This is a genomic window from Ruania albidiflava DSM 18029 (assembly GCF_000421225.1).
Classification (GTDB): Bacteria; Actinomycetota; Actinomycetes; order Actinomycetales; family Beutenbergiaceae; genus Ruania; species Ruania albidiflava.
Genome location: NZ_ATWL01000001.1, coordinates 198,654 through 217,655, shown reverse-complemented (window position 1 = coordinate 217,655; position 19,002 = coordinate 198,654). Strand labels below are relative to the sequence as shown.

20 protein-coding genes are annotated in these 19,002 nt (G+C 70.4%); 9 read left to right on the top strand and 11 right to left on the bottom strand.

Annotation, left to right across the window (positions count from 1 at the left end):
- The first annotated feature begins 458 nt into the window (after positions 1 to 458).
- The gene (locus tag K338_RS19730) at positions 459 to 674 is read left to right on the top strand and encodes a chorismate mutase (RefSeq protein ID WP_022916319.1); all 216 of its coding nucleotides are present in this window, start codon (positions 459 to 461) and stop codon (positions 672 to 674) included.
- Between the two features lie 13 nt (positions 675 to 687).
- Here K338_RS19730 and K338_RS0100995 read toward each other — a convergent pair whose 3' ends face one another.
- Positions 688 to 1,752 carry an acyltransferase gene (locus K338_RS0100995; protein WP_022916318.1) on the bottom strand — a complete coding sequence of 355 codons (1,065 nt, stop codon included), beginning with the start codon at positions 1,750 to 1,752 and terminating at the stop codon, positions 688 to 690.
- Between the two features lie 75 nt (positions 1,753 to 1,827).
- On the opposite strand from K338_RS0100995, the gene K338_RS0100990 reads away from it, so the two are divergent.
- Both K338_RS0100990 and K338_RS0100985 read left to right on the top strand, forming a co-directional pair.
- Complete coding sequence (locus tag K338_RS0100990; RefSeq protein ID WP_022916317.1) at positions 1,828 to 2,709, top strand: aminoglycoside phosphotransferase family protein; 882 nt, start codon at positions 1,828 to 1,830, stop codon at positions 2,707 to 2,709.
- A gap of 105 nt (positions 2,710 to 2,814) precedes the next feature.
- Positions 2,815 to 3,339, top strand: coding sequence for a lipocalin family protein (locus K338_RS0100985; protein WP_022916316.1), 525 nt, complete (start codon positions 2,815 to 2,817; stop codon positions 3,337 to 3,339).
- Between the two features lie 15 nt (positions 3,340 to 3,354).
- Here the strand turns inward: K338_RS0100985 and rph are convergent, their stop codons facing one another.
- The 5 genes from rph to K338_RS0100960 form a co-directional block, all read right to left on the bottom strand.
- Positions 3,355 to 5,976, bottom strand: a complete 2,622-nt coding sequence (gene rph / locus K338_RS0100980) for a rifamycin-inactivating phosphotransferase (protein ID WP_022916315.1) — start codon at positions 5,974 to 5,976, stop codon at positions 3,355 to 3,357.
- Between the two features lie 162 nt (positions 5,977 to 6,138).
- Entirely contained in the window at positions 6,139 to 7,005 is an 867-nt protein-coding gene (locus K338_RS0100975; protein ID WP_022916314.1) for a GNAT family N-acetyltransferase, read from the bottom strand.
- A gap of 124 nt (positions 7,006 to 7,129) precedes the next feature.
- Positions 7,130 to 7,411 (bottom strand): hypothetical protein, encoded by a 282-nt coding sequence (locus K338_RS0100970; RefSeq protein ID WP_022916313.1) that lies wholly within the window; start codon positions 7,409 to 7,411, stop codon positions 7,130 to 7,132.
- Positions 7,393 to 8,076, bottom strand: a complete 684-nt coding sequence (locus tag K338_RS24210) for a DUF998 domain-containing protein (RefSeq protein ID WP_169579503.1) — start codon at positions 8,074 to 8,076, stop codon at positions 7,393 to 7,395. Before K338_RS24210 ends, K338_RS0100970 begins: the two co-directional genes overlap by 19 nt.
- 217 nt (positions 8,077 to 8,293) lie before the next feature.
- Positions 8,294 to 9,268: a helix-turn-helix transcriptional regulator gene (locus K338_RS0100960; RefSeq protein WP_022916311.1), complete on the bottom strand. Its 975-nt coding sequence runs from the start codon at positions 9,266 to 9,268 to the stop codon at positions 8,294 to 8,296.
- A 116-nt stretch (positions 9,269 to 9,384) separates the two neighbouring features.
- Here K338_RS0100960 and K338_RS0100955 point away from each other — a divergent pair, with 116 nt between their 5' ends.
- Genes K338_RS0100955 through K338_RS24885 form a run of 5 tightly spaced genes read left to right on the top strand, consistent with a single transcriptional unit; the run spans position 9,385 to position 12,303 of the window.
- Entirely contained in the window at positions 9,385 to 10,623 is a 1,239-nt protein-coding gene (locus K338_RS0100955) for a pyridoxal phosphate-dependent aminotransferase (RefSeq protein ID WP_022916310.1), read from the top strand.
- Positions 10,624 to 10,662: 39 nt separating this feature from the next.
- Entirely contained in the window at positions 10,663 to 11,238 is a 576-nt protein-coding gene (locus tag K338_RS0100950; protein WP_022916309.1) for a DinB family protein, read from the top strand.
- The gene (locus K338_RS0100945) at positions 11,235 to 11,696 is read left to right on the top strand and encodes a VOC family protein (RefSeq protein WP_022916308.1); all 462 of its coding nucleotides are present in this window, start codon (positions 11,235 to 11,237) and stop codon (positions 11,694 to 11,696) included. The genes K338_RS0100950 and K338_RS0100945 overlap by 4 nt, the downstream gene beginning before the upstream one ends.
- A gap of 17 nt (positions 11,697 to 11,713) precedes the next feature.
- Complete coding sequence (locus K338_RS26535) at positions 11,714 to 12,013, top strand: DUF3626 domain-containing protein (RefSeq protein WP_425413812.1); 300 nt, start codon at positions 11,714 to 11,716, stop codon at positions 12,011 to 12,013.
- Positions 11,980 to 12,303, top strand: coding sequence for a DUF3626 domain-containing protein (locus tag K338_RS24885; protein WP_051154621.1), 324 nt, complete (start codon positions 11,980 to 11,982; stop codon positions 12,301 to 12,303). The genes K338_RS26535 and K338_RS24885 overlap by 34 nt, the downstream gene beginning before the upstream one ends.
- Positions 12,304 to 12,308: 5 nt before the next feature.
- Here the strand turns inward: K338_RS24885 and K338_RS0100935 are convergent, their stop codons facing one another.
- The 5 genes from K338_RS0100935 to K338_RS0100915 are packed head-to-tail and all read right to left on the bottom strand — an operon-like array spanning position 12,309 to position 17,660.
- Positions 12,309 to 14,693, bottom strand: coding sequence for an ATP-binding cassette domain-containing protein (locus K338_RS0100935; RefSeq protein WP_022916307.1), 2,385 nt, complete (start codon positions 14,691 to 14,693; stop codon positions 12,309 to 12,311).
- A 44-nt stretch (positions 14,694 to 14,737) separates the two neighbouring features.
- Positions 14,738 to 15,274, bottom strand: a complete 537-nt coding sequence (locus K338_RS19715) for a pyridoxamine 5'-phosphate oxidase family protein (RefSeq protein ID WP_022916306.1) — start codon at positions 15,272 to 15,274, stop codon at positions 14,738 to 14,740.
- A 6-nt stretch (positions 15,275 to 15,280) separates the two neighbouring features.
- Complete coding sequence (locus K338_RS0100925; protein WP_027286286.1) at positions 15,281 to 15,691, bottom strand: VOC family protein; 411 nt, start codon at positions 15,689 to 15,691, stop codon at positions 15,281 to 15,283.
- A 5-nt stretch (positions 15,692 to 15,696) separates the two neighbouring features.
- Positions 15,697 to 16,146 carry a helix-turn-helix transcriptional regulator gene (locus tag K338_RS0100920; RefSeq protein WP_022916304.1) on the bottom strand — a complete coding sequence of 150 codons (450 nt, stop codon included), beginning with the start codon at positions 16,144 to 16,146 and terminating at the stop codon, positions 15,697 to 15,699.
- Between the two features lie 41 nt (positions 16,147 to 16,187).
- Positions 16,188 to 17,660: an NAD-dependent succinate-semialdehyde dehydrogenase gene (locus K338_RS0100915; RefSeq protein ID WP_022916303.1), complete on the bottom strand. Its 1,473-nt coding sequence runs from the start codon at positions 17,658 to 17,660 to the stop codon at positions 16,188 to 16,190.
- Between the two features lie 72 nt (positions 17,661 to 17,732).
- Here K338_RS0100915 and K338_RS0100910 point away from each other — a divergent pair, with 72 nt between their 5' ends.
- The gene (locus tag K338_RS0100910) at positions 17,733 to 18,974 is read left to right on the top strand and encodes an aspartate aminotransferase family protein (protein WP_022916302.1); all 1,242 of its coding nucleotides are present in this window, start codon (positions 17,733 to 17,735) and stop codon (positions 18,972 to 18,974) included.
- Positions 18,975 to 19,002 lie beyond the last annotated feature (28 nt).

Sequence of the window (19,002 nt, the reverse complement as noted above, 5' to 3'; positions counted from 1 at the left end):
CGCGAGGCGTGCGTCCGACGCTGTGTCTACCTTCGAGCAGCGCCTTTCCAAAGGTCGCACGCATGTCGGCATATCTGCGGGAAACGAAGTTCGGATATGTGCGAATATCCATTCTCGGCTCTCCTGGCTAATGATGGGCGCCGCGACGGGCGACCGTGCTGAGATCGGAGCCATCGCGGAGCGAGTCAGATCCGGCAGCCAGGGTGGTGAGCCTACCCGCCGAATCCGAGAAAGACGAGGAGCCGCCTCTCCATCTCGACCAATGTGGATTGCTCCAGCCGCCCGATCCCCCACGTTGCTGCGTCGGATGGTCGTGACCTTGTCGATCATCACGAAGCTATTCTGGTCGAGCCCAATCTCGTCGGGACGCCTGGAGCCCGACGCGCAGCAAGCGCGGGCCGCGGTTTGCCCTCGTAGACGCCACCGGCGACAGTGACGAGGTCTCCACGCCTCCGCTCGTGCTCGAGGCCGCGCAGTTCAAGTCCGACGCGACTGCGGTGCGCGCCGCGGACCGACGCGCTGCGATGATGGAGCGCCTCAGGGCCCTCGCCGATGCTGAGGGCGTCTCCCGCTCGGTGGTCACGAACGTGTGGACCGCGATGATCGACAGCTTCATCGCCCTCGAGCTCGAGGAGCACGCGCGCCACCAGGACGACGCAGCGGGCCATTCCTGACCAGACGCGCCACTCACAGCACTCGCCGGACCACCGGCACCCGCCGCAGCACCAGCACGAGCAGCGTCGTCACCACGCTCACGACCACGAACCGCACCAGCAGCACCGGCCAGGACGCCACTGGCTCCCCCAGCACGCCGAGCCGCACAGCGGTGGTCAGGATGAGGAAGTGCATCGCGAAGATGCCCAACGTCGCGGCGGCGACCGGTTGGGCGAACCGCATCACGGCCGGCCGGGTGAGCACTGTCCCCACTCCCCCGGGCCGGACGAACGTCTGCGCGAGCAGCACCACCAGACAGGACAGCACGGCCACCGTCGGCCCGTAGTAGTTCGCCGGGAACCACTGCTGCAACCACTCCGGCGCGCTCGGGTTCTCCCACTGCCAGGTCAGCAGCGCCATCAGCGCCACCATCAGCACACCCGCCGGCGGCACGGCCCAGCGCGGCAGCCGCACACCGCGCAGCGCCCACCCCATCAGGTAGGCCCCCAGGTAGGGCACCCACCAGGTCCACGCCGAGGTGTGCACTCCCAGCCGCTCGCCGCCCGGCAACAGGGGAAACATCGACAGGATCGGGACCAGCCAGGCGCAGCCGGCTGCCACGAACCATGCCCGCCGCCCCGTCTGCGCGATCCAGGGCATCAGCACCGGGGTGAGCACGGACAGGCCCAGCACGATCCAGAAGAAGTACAGGTGCGGAGCGACCTCGCCGGCCAGCACCAGGCCGACGGCGTCCCGCCAGTCCTCGCCCCATCCTCGCGTGGTCAGCACCAGGTCAGTGACGTAGACCGCGTTCCAGAACAGCGTGGCGGGCACCAGCCGCAGGGCGCGCTTGCGCAGGTAGTCGCCGCTTCCGCGGAAGCGCTCCGGGTCCAGGGCGAGGGTGCCGGAGAGCATCACGAACACCGGCAGCGCCCACATCAGCGGCAGGTCGAGTGCCCGGGCCACCCAACCGTTCACAGTCGTCGTCGAGGTCGGGTCCGCCACAGTGGCCCCCATCGTGTGCACCAGCACGACGGCGTAGATGGTCACGATCCGCAGCCAGGTCACCCAGGGGATCACGCTGGAGGTCGACGGCACGCCGCCACTGTGCCACAACGACCTCCTCGGGCCGCCAATAAAATAGGGCCACACTGTCCACTACCGGAGCCTCCGATGACCCAGGTCGTGCCCGACCGAGCGCTCGTACGTGCACTGCTCCAGGAGCAGCACCCAGACCTGGCGGGCCTGTCGCTCACCGAGGTCGAGGGCGGCTGGGACAACCGGCAGTGGCGGCTCGGTGACCAGCTCGCTGTGCGGCTGCCGGTCAGCGACCGGGCCCCGGGCCTGCTGCAGAAGGAGCAGGACTGGCTGCCCACCCTGGCCACAGGCCTCCCCCTGCCAGTCCCGGTGCCGCTCCGCCAGGGTGCGCCGTCCGAGCTGTTCGACCGGGCCTGGGCGATCGTGCGCTGGGTCGAGGGTCAGCCCGCGGACCGCGCCCCGGTCACCAGCACCGGCGCCGCCACTGTGCTCGCCCGGTTCTTGGACGCCTTGCACCGCCCAGCACCGGTCGACGCGCCGGTGAACCCGCCGCGTGGGCTCCCGCTGGACCAGGCAGGGCCCGTGGACGGATGGTTCGAGCTGATCGCCGACCATCCGTACAGACACCGGCTCCGCGATCTCTGGACCGCGGCTGTCGGCGCCCCCGCCTGGACAGGACCGCCCCTGTGGTTGCACGGTGACCTGCACCCGGCCAACGTCGTCACCCGAGCCGGCTGTCTGGCCGGTGTGCTCGATTTCGGTGACCTTTGCGCCGGCGACCCCGCCTGGGATGCCTCCGCCGCCTGGGTGCTGCTCCCCCGCGGGGACGCCGAGCCCTTCTTCGCGGCCTACCCGCACACCGACGACGCGCTCGTCACCCGCGCTCGCGGCTGGGCCGTTCTCCGCGCACTCGCGCTCATCCAGGTCGGACAGAATGGTCGACACAGACTACCGGGCGGAAAACCGACATGGGAGCCGGCCGGTTACGCCGCGCTCGAGCGCGTGCTCGACCACTGACCGAGCAACGGCAGCAGGTACCGGGCGGCCGACCGGGTCTGGAGTCGCCGCACTGAACCTCGCCGGTTACCGTCGAACTCCCAGCACCTCCGACGAGAGGCCCCTATGACCTCCCCCACTGATGTGACCGCCGTCGACCATCTCGACCTGGAGCGCTACCTCGGCCTCTGGTACGAGATCGCCCGCCTGCCGATGCGCTACGAGGACGACGCCGCCAGCAACGTGACCGCCAGCTACGCCCTGAACGAGGACGGCTCTATCCAGGTGGACAACCGCTGCTTCGACGCCGACGGCCAACCCACCCAGGCCCTCGGCCGGGCCACACCTGCCGGCGACTCCCCCGCCCAGCTGGAGGTCACCTTCCTGCCCGAGCTGCTGCGCTGGATCCCGTTCACCAAGGGCGACTATTGGGTCCTCAAGCTCGACGAGCAGTACCAGCACGCCTTGGTCGGCACCCCTGACCGGGCCAACCTCTGGTTCCTTTCCCGGACGCCGCACGTCGAAGGCGGCATCGAGCGGGAGTTCCTCGCCGAGGCCACCCGGCAGGGATTCGACCTGGACCGCCTCATCCGGCCTCGTCAGGACGGCGGTCGCGTCACCGACGAACTCCTCACCGAGCAGGCCGACTGAGTCCGCGGCCCCAGATCAGGACAGCACCTGCACCCACCCGCGCGTGCCATCCACCCGGACCTGGTCGCCGTCGCGGATCTGCTGCGTGGCACCCGGCACGCCCACCACCGCGACCAGTCCGTACTCGCGGGCGACCACCGCACCGTGGGTCATCATCCCGCCCACCTCGGTGACCAGCCCGGCGATCGTCACGAACAGCGGCGACCAGCTCGGGTCCGTGCTGGTGGTGACCAGGATGTCGCCAGGGGCCAGCTCGGCATCGGCGACATCGTGCACCACCCGCGCCCGCCCCTGCACCACACCGGCAGAGACCGGCAGGCCCGCCAGCGCGCCGTCCGGGACCGACTCGCGCCGATACCGACCCACGACCGCCTCACCGTCGGAGGTGAGCACCCGCGGTGGCACGAGCGCGCGGTGCTCCTCGTGCTCACGTGCTCGGCGGTCGATGGCCTCCCGGTCCACCTGGCGGGTGCGGACCGCCTCAGCGAGCTCGTCGAACGTCAGGAAGAACACCTCCTCGGGCTCGGCCAGCACCCCCTCGTCGGCCAACGAACGCGCCTCGGCCAGCAGCGCCCGCTTGTAGAGCAGGTAGCGGCTGACCATCGCGTACTTCGGATACTCCCGGTAGCCGGTGAACGCGCGTAGCCGATCGATCATCCGCTTCGTCTCCGCCGCCTTCGCCGCGCCGCCCGGCAGGGCGCGCACCGCGGTGAGCAGCTCCTGCTCCTTCGCCTGGGCTGCCCGCACCCCCTCGGCGAACCGGCGCCGCCCCTCCCCCGGCGCAGCGGTGTCCACATGGCCCAGCAGCGCCGGCAGCAGAGCAGTCGGCTGCTCGACCCACCGCGGCCTGGTGATGTCGATCTCCCCCACGCAGCGCATCCCGTACTGGTCCAGGTAACCCTCGATCGCAGCACGTGCCTGGTCCCCGCCGGGCAGCTGGTCGAGCCGGTGGAGGAAGCCGGGGTCGTCGGTCTCGTGCAGGAACGCCACCACCTGCGGGTGCTGGCGAACCACGTCAGCCACGTCCAGCAGCGCCAGCCCCATCTGGGAGGTGATGTTGTCCGGCACCGACCGGGTGAGCGTGTCCGCCGGGTTCACCTCCCCCAGCCAGTCGGCCAGCTGCTCGTTCAACCACCAGGCGGCGGTCATCCCGGCCATGATCACCCGCATGCTGTCGGCGTTGAACAGCTGCTGCCGGAGCTCTGGCAGGTCCGCACGGATCGCTGCGAACACCGTCGGTCCGCTCACTCCGGCGAGCTGCTCGGCCAGCCCCGCGAGCGAGGCCTGCGAGCTGTGCACGAGGGCGCTGACCAGCGCCGGGTCAGCGTCCGGCAGCTCGGCGGCCTCAGCCCGGTGCGGTGCCGGCGGCACCGGATCGTTCCCCTCCGGCAGGTAGCCCTCCCGGGCCAGCACGGTCTCCAGCGCATCGCCCATCAACGGGTCGGAGCGGCCCATGTCCGCCAACAGCCCCTCGCGCGCTGCCGGAGAGCCGAGCCGCTCTGTCACATCGACGAACAACCGACCACCGGCCACCGCCATCGGGCGCGGTGTGGTCAGCTGCCAGAACGAGATCCCCAGCGGTCTGATCGCCTCGGTCATCATCTGCTGATGGCCGACTGACAGGTATACCCGGTTGCCCACCTCCTGCGCGGCTGGGACCGGGAACAGCGTGGTGATCGGCCGGGACTGCACCAGGTGGAAGGCGCCGGCGACCAGGCACCACTCGATGTCCTGCGGCCGCCCGAAGTGGGCCTCGACCCGCCGGCCCAGGCCGACCAACGCCAGCACCTGCGCCTCGGTCAGCACCGGTGCGTCCTGTTGGTGCACGGGAACCGTCTGTGGCCGTGTGCCGCCACTGCCGACGGCGTAGCTCGCCGTGGTCTTCCGGGTCACCCTCCGGTCGACCACCTGGGCATCGCTCACGCGGTAGGAGTCCGGGTCGACCTGCCCGGATACCAGCGCCTCCCCCAGGCCCAACGTGGCCTCCACCTGGGTCACCGTGCGGTTTCCGGTCATCGGGTCGGCGGTGAACAGCACACCGGAGGCCTCCGGTGCGAGCATCTGTTGCACCACCACCGCCATCTGCGCGGCTCGATGGTCGATACCGTGACGCACCCGGTAGGCCACCGCCCGCTCGGTGAACAGCGACGCCCAGCAGGACCGGATCCGGTGCAGCACCGCCTCTGTGCCGATCACGTTCAGGAAGCTGTCCTGCTGCCCGGCGAACGAGGCCCACGGCAGGTCCTCAGCGGTCGCGCTGGACCGGACCGCGAACGCCGTGCCGGCCGGGAACGCGCGCAGTCGTGCCACGACCTGCGCGGCGGCCGCGGCAGCGATCTGCGCCCGTTCGATCTGGCGGCGCAGCTGGCCCGCCACTGCCCGGATGCTCTCACCATCCTCGGGTGCCAGCGCCTCGAGGCGGCCGAGCAGGTCCGCGAACCAGCCCGCCCGTGCCGTCACCTGCTGGAACACGGCGGTGGTGACGCAGAACCCGGCAGGCACGTGCGCGCCGTCCACCTGGGTGAGCTCACCCAGACCCGCCGCCTTGCCACCGACCAGCGGCAGGTCCGCATGTCGCAGCCCGGTCAGGTCGAGCACGTACCGGTCGGTGTCCCGCACTCCGGCGACCTTGTTCATGAGTTCCCCCTCCGCAGCAGGCCCGGCGGCCACCGGGCGAGTGAGAGGATTCTCGCCCGTGGGTGGGGCCTTGCCACAAGCCCCCACCCACGGCATAGTCTGAAGATGCAGGGGGCGATCACCAGGGGGTGGGCAGCCTCCCGTGCCGGCAGCTGGGAGCGGTCAGCCGTCCCTGCGCCGGTCGGTCCGCTCCGGACCTGGCACCAGGCCCGCGGACCGGTAGGTCGCCACCGCACCCACCAGCGTGCTCGGCGTGCACACCAGCACGCTGGAGGCGCCGCGCTCCCGCAGCGTCGCCGCACCCGCGAGCGTGATGCCCCGGCCGTACCCGTGCCCGCGGTGCTCGGCATGCACCCCCATCGGCTCGATCAGGCCCGGCCGACCAGGACCAGCCGACCAGACGGTGATCGCCGCGACCGCCGTCCCGTGGGTGTCGTAGCCGACCAGGCTGGTGGCGTCCTCTGCGCACACCCCTGCGACGATGGCCTGCCACCGGCGCTCGTCGAAGGCCGGGTTGCCGAACGCCGAGGAGAGCACACCGGCCCAGTCGGCTGCACGCTCTGGCCCCACCTCCTCGACCCGCAGGCCCGGGTCGTCCACCGGTTCGGCCAGGTCCCGGCGCAGCGGCGTCCACGCCTCGTCCACCAGCCAGCCGCGGGCCTCCAGTGCCGGCTTCACCGCGTAGGTGTCCGGTGCCTCCACGTAGGCCCTCCCGGCGGGCAGCACGCCCCGGGCGGGGTCGTCCAGGTCGGCGGCGATCGCGGCGGCCACCGCCTCGTCCGCGCTCACCTCGGGCGCGGTGGTCAGTCGGGCCAGGTCTGCCTCGTCCAGGAACGCGAGGGCGAGCAGCTGTCCGTCCTGGCTCCAGGTGCGCACGGCTGCAGCGGCCCGCTGGCTGCCGTACCGCTCGTACCAGCCCAGGTCGCCGGGGTGCAGCTGCATCGGCGCGACGTCATGCTGCCAGGACCGGAGGGCGGCGACAGCGGCCGCGAGACCGTCCTGGTCGGGGGTGCTCAGCTGAAGGCTCATCCCCTGATCTCACACCGTCCGGCAGGGCGGGCGCACCTGAATATCAGAGCGTGCGCCCGGATGCCCGGTCCAATGTGGTGTGCCACTCCGCCCGGGTGATCGAGTACCGCAGGTACCGGGTCGGCTACGTAGCCCAGCTCCAGGACCTCCGGGACGACGCCGTGCAGGTCGACGTAGCCCACCACGACGCCGCCCAGCGTTGCCGTGAGCCGCCGCAGGTCCTGCGGCGGGGAGCGACCACGCTCTCCCAGAACTCCACCAGCTCCGCCTCGGGCAGGCCCTGTGACCAGCCGGCGGCAGTGCAGAAGGCACTGTCCCGGGCCCAGGAGGCGAGCTCGGCTGCATCAGCCGGTTCCATCCGGCGCAGCCGCAGCACGTGCTCCTCGCTCAGCGTGCCGTGGTCCATCCGGACCAGCGTAGGGCAGGCAGGCTCCCGGTACGGTGCAGCAGCGCGAGGGCCACTGCCGCGCAGCCGAACAACGAGGGCCACAGTGCGATCCGCTCCACCAGGCCACCCCACTGCACCTCGAGCCGCACCAGCATGAGCAGACCGGCCGCCGTGCTCACCACCCCCGCGGCCAGCAGCACCCACCACGAGCTGGACCAGGTGCGCACTAGCGCCCACCCGGTGAGCACCATCGCCACCCCAGAGAGCACGATCCCCGGCGCGGACACCAGCGCGTGCAGCTCCAGGGCCCGGTCCAACGGGGTGAGCCCGCTGCCGACCGAGGAGGCGCCCGCGACCACCCAGGACACCACCGCTGCCGTGACCAGACGCCCCTGGGGAAGCTGCGGGCGCAGCAGCACCGCTGCGACCGCCATCGCCGCGCCGAACAGCACGAACGAGAGGTTCACCACCAGGTGCGCCGGGGAGCACACCGGGACCTGGGCGCTCTGGTAGTCGATCATGGTGCACGTGGTGGCCCCCAGGTCGCTGATCGTGTTGTGCCACAGGCTGTAGGGGGTGGTGTTCACAGCGGCGGCGACCAGCTCGATCAGCAGGTACACCGGTTGCAGCAACCAGGCCACGGCGGCGGCACGCATGCCGGCGGAGGGTCTCGTCGAGGTCATCTGCCCATCATGGCTGTGCTCCCGGGGAGGTAGCGTCCGACGAAGGGATGACGCCGACCGCACGACCAGCGGTGCCGCCGCTCGTGGCCAGCCCGGCTCGCCGTAGGCCGGGTGGGCCATCACCACCTCGACGGCGGTCGGTCCCGGCCCACTGGGAAGCGGGGCGCTCGACCCAGGTCTCGCGTGGAAGATCACTGCTGCTATCACCCCAGCAGCCTTACTCACGAGCGGCGGCACCGGCGAGGCGCTCGGCCAGCTCCCGGGCGCGGCCGGCCAGGTCCGGCGGGTCGAGCACCTCGAAGTCGTGCCCGAGCAGAGCAACGTGCAGCAGCACGAAGTCCAGGTCCTCCGCGCCGGCGCGCAGCTCACAGCTGCGGTCGTCGCGCTCCTGCACGACGGCGGCACGCGCCGGGACTTGGTCTCGTACCGTGGCGGCAGGGGCCTGTACGAGGAACCGTGCCTGGCGGGGGTACCCGCGGCTGGCTATCCCCTCCTGCACGTAGGCGGCCGCCTCCGGTGCATCCTGCCTCGGGGTGAACCGCCAGGTGCGGGCGGCGACCTGGCCCATCCGGTCCACCCGGAACGTGCGCCAGTCCCCTGCGCCGGTGTCGAAGGCGAACAGGTACCACCAGTGCCCGGAGGCGACCAGCCGGTACGGCTGCACCCGACGGTGGCGCAGCTCGCCCCGAGAGGGATAGTCGAACTCGACCTCCACCTCGTCCCGGCACGCGCGGGCCAACGTCATCAGCGCCCGGGAGTCCACCGGCAGGCGGGTGGTGCCGAAGGACTCCACGGTCCCGGCCAGCGCCCGCACCTGTTCCCGCAGCCGCGCCGGCAGCACCCGGTCCAGCTTTGTCAGTGCACCGAGCGCCGCCTCCTCAGCGCCGCTGACCCCGCCGCCGGCGCCGGCAAGCAGGGACACGGCGATGGCGATCGCCTCCGCATCGTCCAGCAGCAGCGGCGGCACCTCCTGCCCGGCGCGCAGCCGGTAGCCGCCGCCCACCCCCTGGCTCGCCTCCACCGCGTAGCCGAGCGCACGCAGCCGGTCCACATCCCGCCGCACCGTCCGGGTGGTCACCCCGAGGCGGCGGGCGAGCTCCGGACCGGTCCAGACCTGCCGCTGCTGCAGCCGCCCGAGCAGGCCGAGCACCCGCTCGGTCGTGCCGCGCTCGTCTCGCTCTGGTGCACCCATGCAGCCACTGTGGCAGGTCAGGTGGACCGAAACAGTCCGCTTTCCTGCCGGTCCGGGTTTGCGGCGCACCGGGACCCGGGTACGCCGCAGCGCGCAGACGCTGCGAGAATCAGGGTGTGCGCACCATCAAGCAGAGCAAGAAGCTCAAGAACGTCCGCTACGACGTGCGGGGGCCGATCCTGGTCGAAGCCGAGCGTCTGGAGTCCCTGGGGCACCGGATCCTCAAGCTGAACATCGGCAACCCCGCCCCGTTCGGGTTCGAGGCCCCGCAGGCGATCCAGGCGGACGTGGTGCACCACCTACCCGAGGCGCAGGGCTATTCCGACTCCCGCGGCATCTTCTCCGCCCGCACCGCGGTCGCGCAGTACTACCAGTCCCGTGGCCTGCAGGATGCGCACGTGGACGACGTGTTCATCGGCAACGGCGTCTCCGAGCTGATCTCCCTGGTGCTGCAGACGTTCGTAGACGACGGCAACGAGATCCTGGTGCCAGCACCGGACTATCCACTGTGGACCGGTGCGGTGTCCCTGGCCGGCGGCACCCCGGTGCACTACCTGTGCGACGAGAGCAACGGGTGGATGCCGAACCTGGTGGACATCGAGTCGAAGATCACCGAGAACACCCATGCGATGGTGATCATCAACCCGAACAACCCCACCGGGGCGGTGTACTCCGAGCAGATGGTCAAGGACCTGGTGGACCTCGCCCGCCGGCACGACCTGGTCATCTTCAGCGACGAGATCTACGAGAAGATCGTGTACAACGGCGCCGAGCACCATCACACGGCCGCCTACACCGGTGACGACGTGCTCTGCTTGACGTTCAGCGGACTGTCCAAGGCCTACCGGGTGTGCGGGTACCGGTCCGGCTGGCTGATGCTGTCCGGACCCAAGCACCTGGCTGCCGACTTCATCGAGGGCCTCACCCTGATGGCGAACATGCGGATGTGCTCCAACGTGCCCGCCCAGCACGCCATCCAGACCGCGCTCGGCGGCTACCAGTCCATCGAGGAGCTAATCGTCCCGGGTGGCCGGTTCTACGAGCAGTCGATGCTCGCCGACCGGCTGCTGAACGAGATCCCCGGTGTGACCTCGGTGCGCCCGGACGGTGCGCTGTACTGCTTCCCCCGGCTGGACCCGGAGGTGTACCCGATCGCCGACGACCAGCAGTTCGTGATCGACCTGCTGCGTTCCAAGCACCTGCTGGTCACGCACGGCACCGGGTTCAACTGGCCCGAGCCTGACCACTTCCGGCTGGTCACGTTGCCGGACGTGCAGATGCTGGAGGAGGCGATCGGTCGGATCGCGGAGTTCCTCGCGGAGTACCGCCGCGCGAAGGGCACCTCTCGTCCGTAGCGGACCGATCCTGTCCGGTTTCGGAGAGAAGGTGGTCGCATGCACACGAACTCCGTGGACTACCACCACGAGCTGCTGGAACAGATCACCTTCCACCGCGCCGCGCTGTGGGACCGGCGGCTGACCGGAATGACCGACGAGGAGTACTTCTGGTCCCCGGTGCCCGGGGCCTGGAGCATCCACCCGCGTGGCACGTCGACGGCGCCGATCCAGGGCGGGGCGGGTGACTTCACGATCGACTTCGCCTTCCCGGAACCCGATCCGGCCCCGTTCACGACCATCGCCTGGCGGCTCGGGCACGTGATCGTCGGCGTGCTGGCCGCCCGGAACGCGGCACACTTCGGCGCACCTCCGGCCTCGTACGAGTCCTGGGAGTACGCCGGCACGGCCGAGGAGGCGCTGGCCCAGCTGAACACGCAGCTGGACACCTGGCTCGACGGCGTCGCCTCGCTGGGTCAGGAGGGCCTCGCCGTGCCCGTCGGGGAAGCAGAGCCGTACCCGGAGGCTGCGATGGCGGTGCTGGTGCTGCACATCAACCGCGAGCTGATCCACCACCTGTCCGAGGTCTGCCTGCTGCGCGACCTGTACCTGCACACGAACGGAGTCCCAGCATGAGCACCGCCTTCCAGGTCACCTTCGACGCCCACGACCCGGTCACCCTGTCCTACTTCTGGGCCGAGGCGCTCGGCTACGTCCACCCCGCTCCCCCGGGCCACCAGATCCCCGAGGGCGTGGACCCGTTCAGCGTCTGGCAGGAGTTCCTCGCCGAGATCGGTGTGCCGGAGAGCCAGTGGCGGTCCAGCTCCGCCCTGGAGGACCCAGACGGGGACGGCCCGCGGATCTTCTTCCAGCGGGTCCCCGAGGCGAAGACTGCGAAGAACCGGGTGCACCTGGACCTCCGAGCCGCGCCTGGGCTGGAGGGTGAGGAGCGGATGGCGGCGCTGGAGGCCGAGTGCACGCGCCTGGTGGGCCTGGGGGCCACCCGGGTGCAGCGGTTCGAGCCGGAGGAGCCGATGAGCGGCGGCTTCATCGTGATGACCGACCCCGAGGGCAACGAGTTCTGCCTGGACTGAGCCCACCTGGCCGGAGGGTGCTGGAGTCTCTCGCCGCAGACGGTGTCTACCGGTCCCAGTTCGCCACCGGGATATCCAACGGCGGACTCACCGCGCACCCCGGCGGCGACCGGTGGCGTTGGGAGAGCCGGCTGTTCGCGGGCCGGTACGACCACAGCCACCCGCACGAGCGGCCGGTCTACGGCGCCTGGAACCGGCGTGGCGACCCGAACTGCTGCCAAAGCTGTGTGCACTGGCCGACGCCTCGGGCCTGGACCACCTGGACGAGGCGGTCGAGGCCCACGTGCACGGCGGCGTCCAGGTGGACCGGGACGTGACCGCCCTGGTGCTGGACCCGTGCTTCGCCGGCTCGCAGGTCGCAGAGGCCGCCGCGGCGTTGGGCTGCGAGGTGCGCTATCACCCGGGTTTCCGGCTGTCGACAGCTCGGCTGGACCCGTCCTACCGCGGGCGGCAGTACGTGCAGCTCGCCCAGGAGCTTGCTCCGGTGCTCACCCCGGACGTGATCGGGGACGCGGCACGGTCCGGGAAGTACGACCTGCAGGTGCTGAAGCGGGTGTGGCACTACCTCGCCCGGTTCGGGCGGGACGACGCCGGGACCGGCCGCTGACCCACTCAGCCGGCCACGTAGTCTGCGAGGTGCTTGCCGGTCAGCGTGGTCTGGCCGGCCACGAGATCAGCCGGCGTGCCTTCGAAGACCACGCGACCGCCGTCGTGCCCTGCCCCTGGACCTAGGTCCACGATCCAGTCCGCATGGGCCATGACCGCCTGGTGGTGCTCGATCACGATCACCGACCTGCCACCGTCGACCAGTCGGTCCAGCAGCGCGAGGAGCTGTTCCACGTCCGCCAGGTGCAGCCCCGTGGTCGGCTCGTCCAGCACGTACACCTCCCCCTTGGCGCCCATCTGCACCGCCAGCTTCAGCCGCTGCCGCTCACCGCCGGAGAGGGTGTTCAGCGGCTGTCCGATCTTCACATATCCCAGGCCGACGTCCACCAGGCGTTCCAGGATGGTGTGCGCAGCGGGAACCTTGGCCTCGCCGTCGGCGAAGAACTCCGCCGCCTGGGACACCGACATCTCCAGGACCTCGGCGATGTTCGCACCGCCGAAGGTGTACTCCAGCACCGTGGCCTGGAACCGCCGGCCCTCGCACTCCTCGCAGGTGGTGGAGAAGGACTCCATGAAGCCGAGCTCGGTGACGATCACCCCGGCGCCGTTGCACGCCGGGCAGGCGCCGTCGGAGTTCGCGCTGAACAGGCCCGGCTTGACGCCGTTGGCCTTGGCGAAGGCCTTCCGGACCGGGTCCAGCAGCCCGGTGTAGGTGGCCGGGTTCGACCGGCGGGACCCCTTGATGCCGCTCTGGTCGATCACCACCACACCGTCCCGCTTCGCCACCGACCCGCCGATCAGGGAGCTCTTCCCGGATCCAGCCACGCCGGTGATCGCGCACAGCACGCCGAGCGGGATGTCCACGTCCAGGTCCTGCAGGTTGTTCGTGTGCGCACCACGCACCTCTAGCGCCCCGGAGGGAGTGCGGACCTGCTCCTTCAGGCGTACCCGGTCGCCCAGGTGGTGGCCGGTGATCGTGTCGCTGCGCCGCAGTCCGGCCAGGTCGCCCTGATAGGTGATCTGGCCGCCGTCGGTCCCCGCTCCGGGACCCAGGTCGACGACGTGGTCGGCGATCGCGATGGTCTCCGGCTTGTGCTCGACCACCAGCACGGTGTTGCCCTTGTCCCGCAGCTGGACGAGCAGCTGGTTCATCCGGTCGATGTCGTGCGGGTGCAGCCCGATCGTGGGCTCGTCGAACACGTAGGTGACGTCGGTCAGCGAGGAGCCCAGGTGCCGGATCATCCGCGTGCGTTGCGCCTCGCCGCCGGAGAGTGATCCGGCCGGCCGGTTCAGGCTCAGGTAGCCCAGGCCGATCTGCACGAACGAGTCGAGCGTGTCCAGCAGCGTCTCGAGCAGCGGGGCCACCGTGGGTTCCGCCAGGGAGCGCACCCACTCGGCCAGGTCAGTGATCTGCATCGTGGTGGCCTCGGCGATGCTCACCCCGGCGATCTTCGCCGACCGGGCCGAGGCGTTCAGCCGGGTGCCCTCGCAGTCCGGGCAGACGTCGAAGGTGATCGCGCGCTCCACGAACCTGCGCACGTGTGGCTGCATCGCCTCCACGTCCTTGGCCAGCATCGTCTTCTGGATCTTCGGGATCAGGCCCTCGTAGGTGAGGTTGACACCCTCCACCTTGATCTTCTCCGGCGGGCCGTAGAGCAGCTTCTCCCGCTCCCGCTTGGTGTACTTCCCGATCGGCTTGTCCAGGTCGAACCCGGCACCGGCGAAGATCCGCCCGTACCAGCCGCTCATGGAGTACCCGGGCACCAGCAACGCTTCTTCGCCTAGAGACCTGGTCTCGTCGTACAGCGCGGTCAGGTCGAAGTCGGAGACCGATCCGGTGCCCTCGCACCGCGGGCACATCCCGCCGAGGTACACCGCGTCCTTGACCACCTTCTTCTCCACCCGGCCGGCCTTCTCGGTGCTCATCACCCCGCCCGCTCGGGAGGTGGGCACGTTGAACGCGAATGCCGTGGGCGGTCCCACGTGCGGCTGCCCGATCCGGGAGTACAGGACCCGCAGCATCGTGTAGGTGTCCGTGGCGGTGCCCACAGTGGACCGCGGGTTGGCGCCCATCCGTTCCTGGTCCACGATGATCGCCGTGGTGAGCCCGTCCAGCAGGTCCACGTCCGGTCGCGGCAGGCTGGGCATGAACCCCTGGACGAACGCGCTGTAGGTCTCGTTGATCATCCGCTGGGACTCCGCGGCGATGGTGTCGAACACCAGTGAGCTCTTCCCGGAGCCGGACACCCCGGTGAACACGGTGATCCGCCGCTTCGGGATCTCCACGGAGACGCCGTCGAGGTTGTTCTCCCGGGCGCCGACCACCCGGATCTTGTCGTGGCTGTCGGCCAGGTGGGTGCTTGTGGTGGCCGATTCGGTGGTGGTGGCCATCGAGGGGTTCTCCTCTGCTCGGTGGAGCGGTCCGGGTGGGGTCTTCATCCTGCCGGACGCCGTGGGGCCGGGTGGTCAGATCCGGTCAGCCAGGCGCCGTCACGCATCAGCGTGCGGTCCTCCTGCTCGTTCGCTTCCCGCCAGGCCTGGATGCGCTGCGGGCGCAGCACAGCGTAGACCTGACCAGCCGGAGCGGCGCGCGGATCCCAGTCCGCCTGGGCTGCGTAGCGGGCGCCGACGCTCGCCGCCTCGTGGTCGTCCACTGCCAGCATCCGGTCCAGCTCGGCGTCGATGAGCACGACGTCGCGGGTGGCTCCCACCCCGAGCCGTGCCCTGGCCGTGGCAGCCAGGTTCCGCGCGGTGCGCGTTGCCGCAGGCAGGGCGAGAACTACCCGGCCCTCGATCCAGGCGAGGGAGAGCGGGACGACGTACGGGGCGCCGTCGGGCGATGCGGTGGCCACCCAGGCATCGATCGCCGGAGTGGTGAGCAGGCTGAGGGCGTCCTGCTTGCGCTGCTGAGCATCCCGCGGTGCCGCCGGGGCGGGCCGGGCGGGTGGGCCAACTTTGGCTGGGCTGCACACGGCCGGTCAGCCGACCTGCTGCATCCGGACCATGTTGCCGGCCGGGTCGCGGAACGCACAGTCCCGCATCCCCCAGTCCTGGTCGGTGGGTTCCTGCACCACCTCCACGTCGTGGGCCTGCACGGCGGCGAACGCCGCGTCCACGTCCGGGCTGGCAAGCATCAGGCTGGCGAACGTGCCCTTGGCGATCATCTCGGTGATGACCCTGCCCTCCTCCTCGGTGATGTTCGGGTCGGCGGTGGGCGGGTAGAGCACGACGTTGACGTCCGGTTGTCCCGGTGGGCCGACGGTCAGCCAGCGCATGTCTTGGTAACCGACGTCCTTGCGGACCTCGAAGCCGAGCGCATCGCGATAGAAGCGCAGTGCGGCCTCGGCGTCGGTGTGCGGGAGAAAGCTTGCGTGAATCGTGATGTCCATGCGGCTCACAGTAGAGCGCGGCCACCGGGCGTGGCTTCTCGATTCCTGACCGGTCTGGTGACCCGCCGGGCCATGCACGGCGGGATTCCGTCCGCCCAGTCCGCCTGTTGCGCCCGGTACTGGCTGGGTGGCATCCCGACCAGCTCGGCGAACCGGCTGCTGAACGTGCCCAGCGAGGAGAAGCCGACGGCGAAGCACACCTCGGTCACCGAGAGGTCGCCTCGGCGCAGCAGAGTCATCGCACGCTCCACCCGGCGAGTCATCAAGTAGCTGTACGGCGGCTCACCGTAGGCGGCGCGGAACGTCCGGCTCAGGTGGCCGGCAGACATGCCCACCTCCCGCGCCAGCGCCTGGACGTTCAACGGCTCGGCGTACTCCCGGTCGATGCGGTCCCGCACCCGCCGCAGCAGGGCCAGGTCCCGGAGCCGCTGCTGCGCAGCCGTGGTGGAGGCCATGCCCCGATCGTGTCACGGCCTCCACCACGGGGTCCATGGGTTCAGACCCGGATGCCGATGTACTTGGTCTCCAGGAACTCGTCGATGCCGAGGAACCCGCCCTCTCGGCCCAGGCCGGACTCCTTGATCCCGCCGAAGGGTGCGGCCGGGTTGGACACCACACCCAGGTTCAGCCCGACCATGCCGGCCTCTAGCCCCTCCCCGACCCGGATGCCCCGGGCCAGGTCCTGGGTGAAGGCGTAGGAGACCAGACCGTAGGGGGTGTCGTTGGCCAGTGCGATCGCCTCCTCCTCGGTGTCGAACGGCGTGATCGCTGCCACTGGGCCGAAGATCTCCGTGTGGGCCATCTCCGCCTCCGGGGGCACGTCGGTGAGGACCGTGGCCGGGTAGAAGTGGCCGGGCCCCTCGTGCGCGCTCCCGCCCAGGTGCACAGTGGCACCGCGTTCGGTGGCATCGGCGACCAGACCGGTCACCTTGGCCACGGCCCGGTCGTCGATCAGCGGGCCGACGACCACACCGTCCTCGGTCCCGCGGCCCATCGGCAGGCTTGCCATCCGGGCAGCCATCTTCTCGGCGAACTGCTCCGCCACGTCCCGGTGCACCAGGATGCGGTTGGCCGCGGTGCAGGCCTGGCCGATGTTGCGCATCTTGGCCAGCATCGCCCCGTCCACGGCGGCATCCAGGTCGGCGTCCTCGAACACCAGGAACGGGGCGTTGCCGCCGAGCTCCATCGAGGTGCGCATCACCGTCTTCGCGCACAGCTCCAGCAGGTGCTTGCCCACCCCGGTGGACCCGGTGAAGGACAGCTTGCGGGACCGGGGGTCGAGGATCAGCGGACTCATCACCTGGTCCGCCTGACCGGTGGTGACCACGTTCACCACACCGTCGGGCAGCCCGGCGCGGGTGAGCAGCTCGGCGAACGCGAGCGTGCACAGGGGGGTCTGTGCGGCGGGCTTGATCACCGAGGTGCAGCCGGCGGCGATCGCCGGTCCGATCTTCCGGGTGCCCATCGCCAGCGGGAAGTTCCACGGCGTGATCATCAGACTCACGCCGACCGGCTGCTTGGTGACCAGGAACCGGGAGCCGCCGCCCGGGGCGGTCATGTAGCCGCCGTCGATGCGTACCGCCTCCTCGGCGAACCAGCGGAGGAACTCCGCCGCATAAGCGACCTCCCCGCGGGACTCGGCCAGCGGCTTACCCATCTCCAGGGTCATGATCAGCGCGAGCCGCTCGGTCTCGGCGATCATCAGCTCGAAGGCGCGAGAGAGGATCTCGCTGCGCTCGCGGGGGGTGGTGCGGGCCCAGTCGGCCTGGGCCGCGGCGGCGGCGTCCAGCGCCGGCATCGCCTCAGCCGGGCTGGCATCGGCGACCTCGCAGAGCACCTCACCGGTGGACGGGTCCTCCACCGGCATGGTGGCTTCGGTCGGGCGCCACTGGCCGGCGACGAACAGCCCCTTCGGGACGGACTCGATGGCCTCGCGTTCAGCGGTGGCGGTGGGTGTGGTGGTTTCCATCTTCGACTCCTTGCCTCATGGCCAGCCTAGAAGTATTGTCGACAATCCGACAATACTTCTCTGGAGGGTCCCATGGCCACATTGTCTCCCCACCTGCGCCAGGCCACACCTGTGGTGGTCGATCACGCCCGCGGCTGCGAGATCTTCGACGCCGACGGACGCCGCTACCTGGACTTCACCGCCGGGATCGGGGTGACCAGCACCGGGCACTGCCATCCGCGGGTGGTGGCCGCGGCGCAGGAGCAGGTCGGCAAGCTGGTGCACGGACAGTACACGACTGTGATGCACCGCCCGCTGCTGGACCTGGTCGAGCGGCTCGGGGACGTGCTGCCCGAAGGCTTGGACTCGGTGTTCTTCGCCAACTCCGGCTCCGAGGCGGTCGAGTCCGCGCTCCGGTTGTCCCGGCAGGCCACCGGTCGGCCGAACGTGATCGTCTTCCACGGCGGGTTCCACGGCCGCACCGTCGCCACGGCCACCATGACCACCTCCGGCACCCGGTTCTCCGCCGGGTTCTCCCCGTTGATGTCCGGCGTGCACGTCGCCCCCTTCCCGACCGCCTTCCGGTATGGCTGGTCCGAGGAAGCGGCCACCGACTTCTGCCTGCGCGAGCTGGACTACCTGTTCGCCACGGTGACCTCACCGGCCGAGACGGCAGCGTTCGTGGTCGAGCCGATGCTCGGCGAGGGTGGCTACGTGCCGGGCAACACCCGCTTCTTCCAAGGACTGCGGGAGCGGGCGGACGAGCACGGCATCCTGCTGGTGATGGACGAGATCCAGACTGGGTTCGGCCGCACCGGCAAGTACTTCGGCCACCAGCACTTCGACGTCCGCCCGGACATCATCACCATCGCCAAGGGGCTCGCCTCGGGCTTCCCGATCTCCGGGATGGCCGCCTCCGCCGAGCTGATGGCCAAGGCGTGGCCCGGTTCCCAGGGTGGTACCTATGGCGCGAACGCCGTCGCCTGTGCCGCAGCACTGGCCACGATGGACGTGATCGAGAAGGAGGGGCTGGTCGCCAACGCTGCCGAACGTGGCCATCAGCTGCTCACCGGCGTGCGGGACCGGGCCACCGAGGCGGTCGGGGACGTGCGTGGCCTGGGTCTGCTGGTCGGCTCGGAGTTCACCACCGCGGACGGCCGCCCGGACGGTGCTCGTGCCGCCGCCGCCCAGCAGGCAGCGGCAGCCAAGGGCCTGCTCCTGCTCACCTGTGGTGCGTACATGAACACTGTCCGGATGATCCCGCCGTTGGTGGTCAGTGCCGCGGAGATCGAGGAGGCGCTGAGCATCTGGTCCGAGGTGCTCGCCGAGGTCTGACCGGCCTGGCGGCCAAGGTCTGACCCGG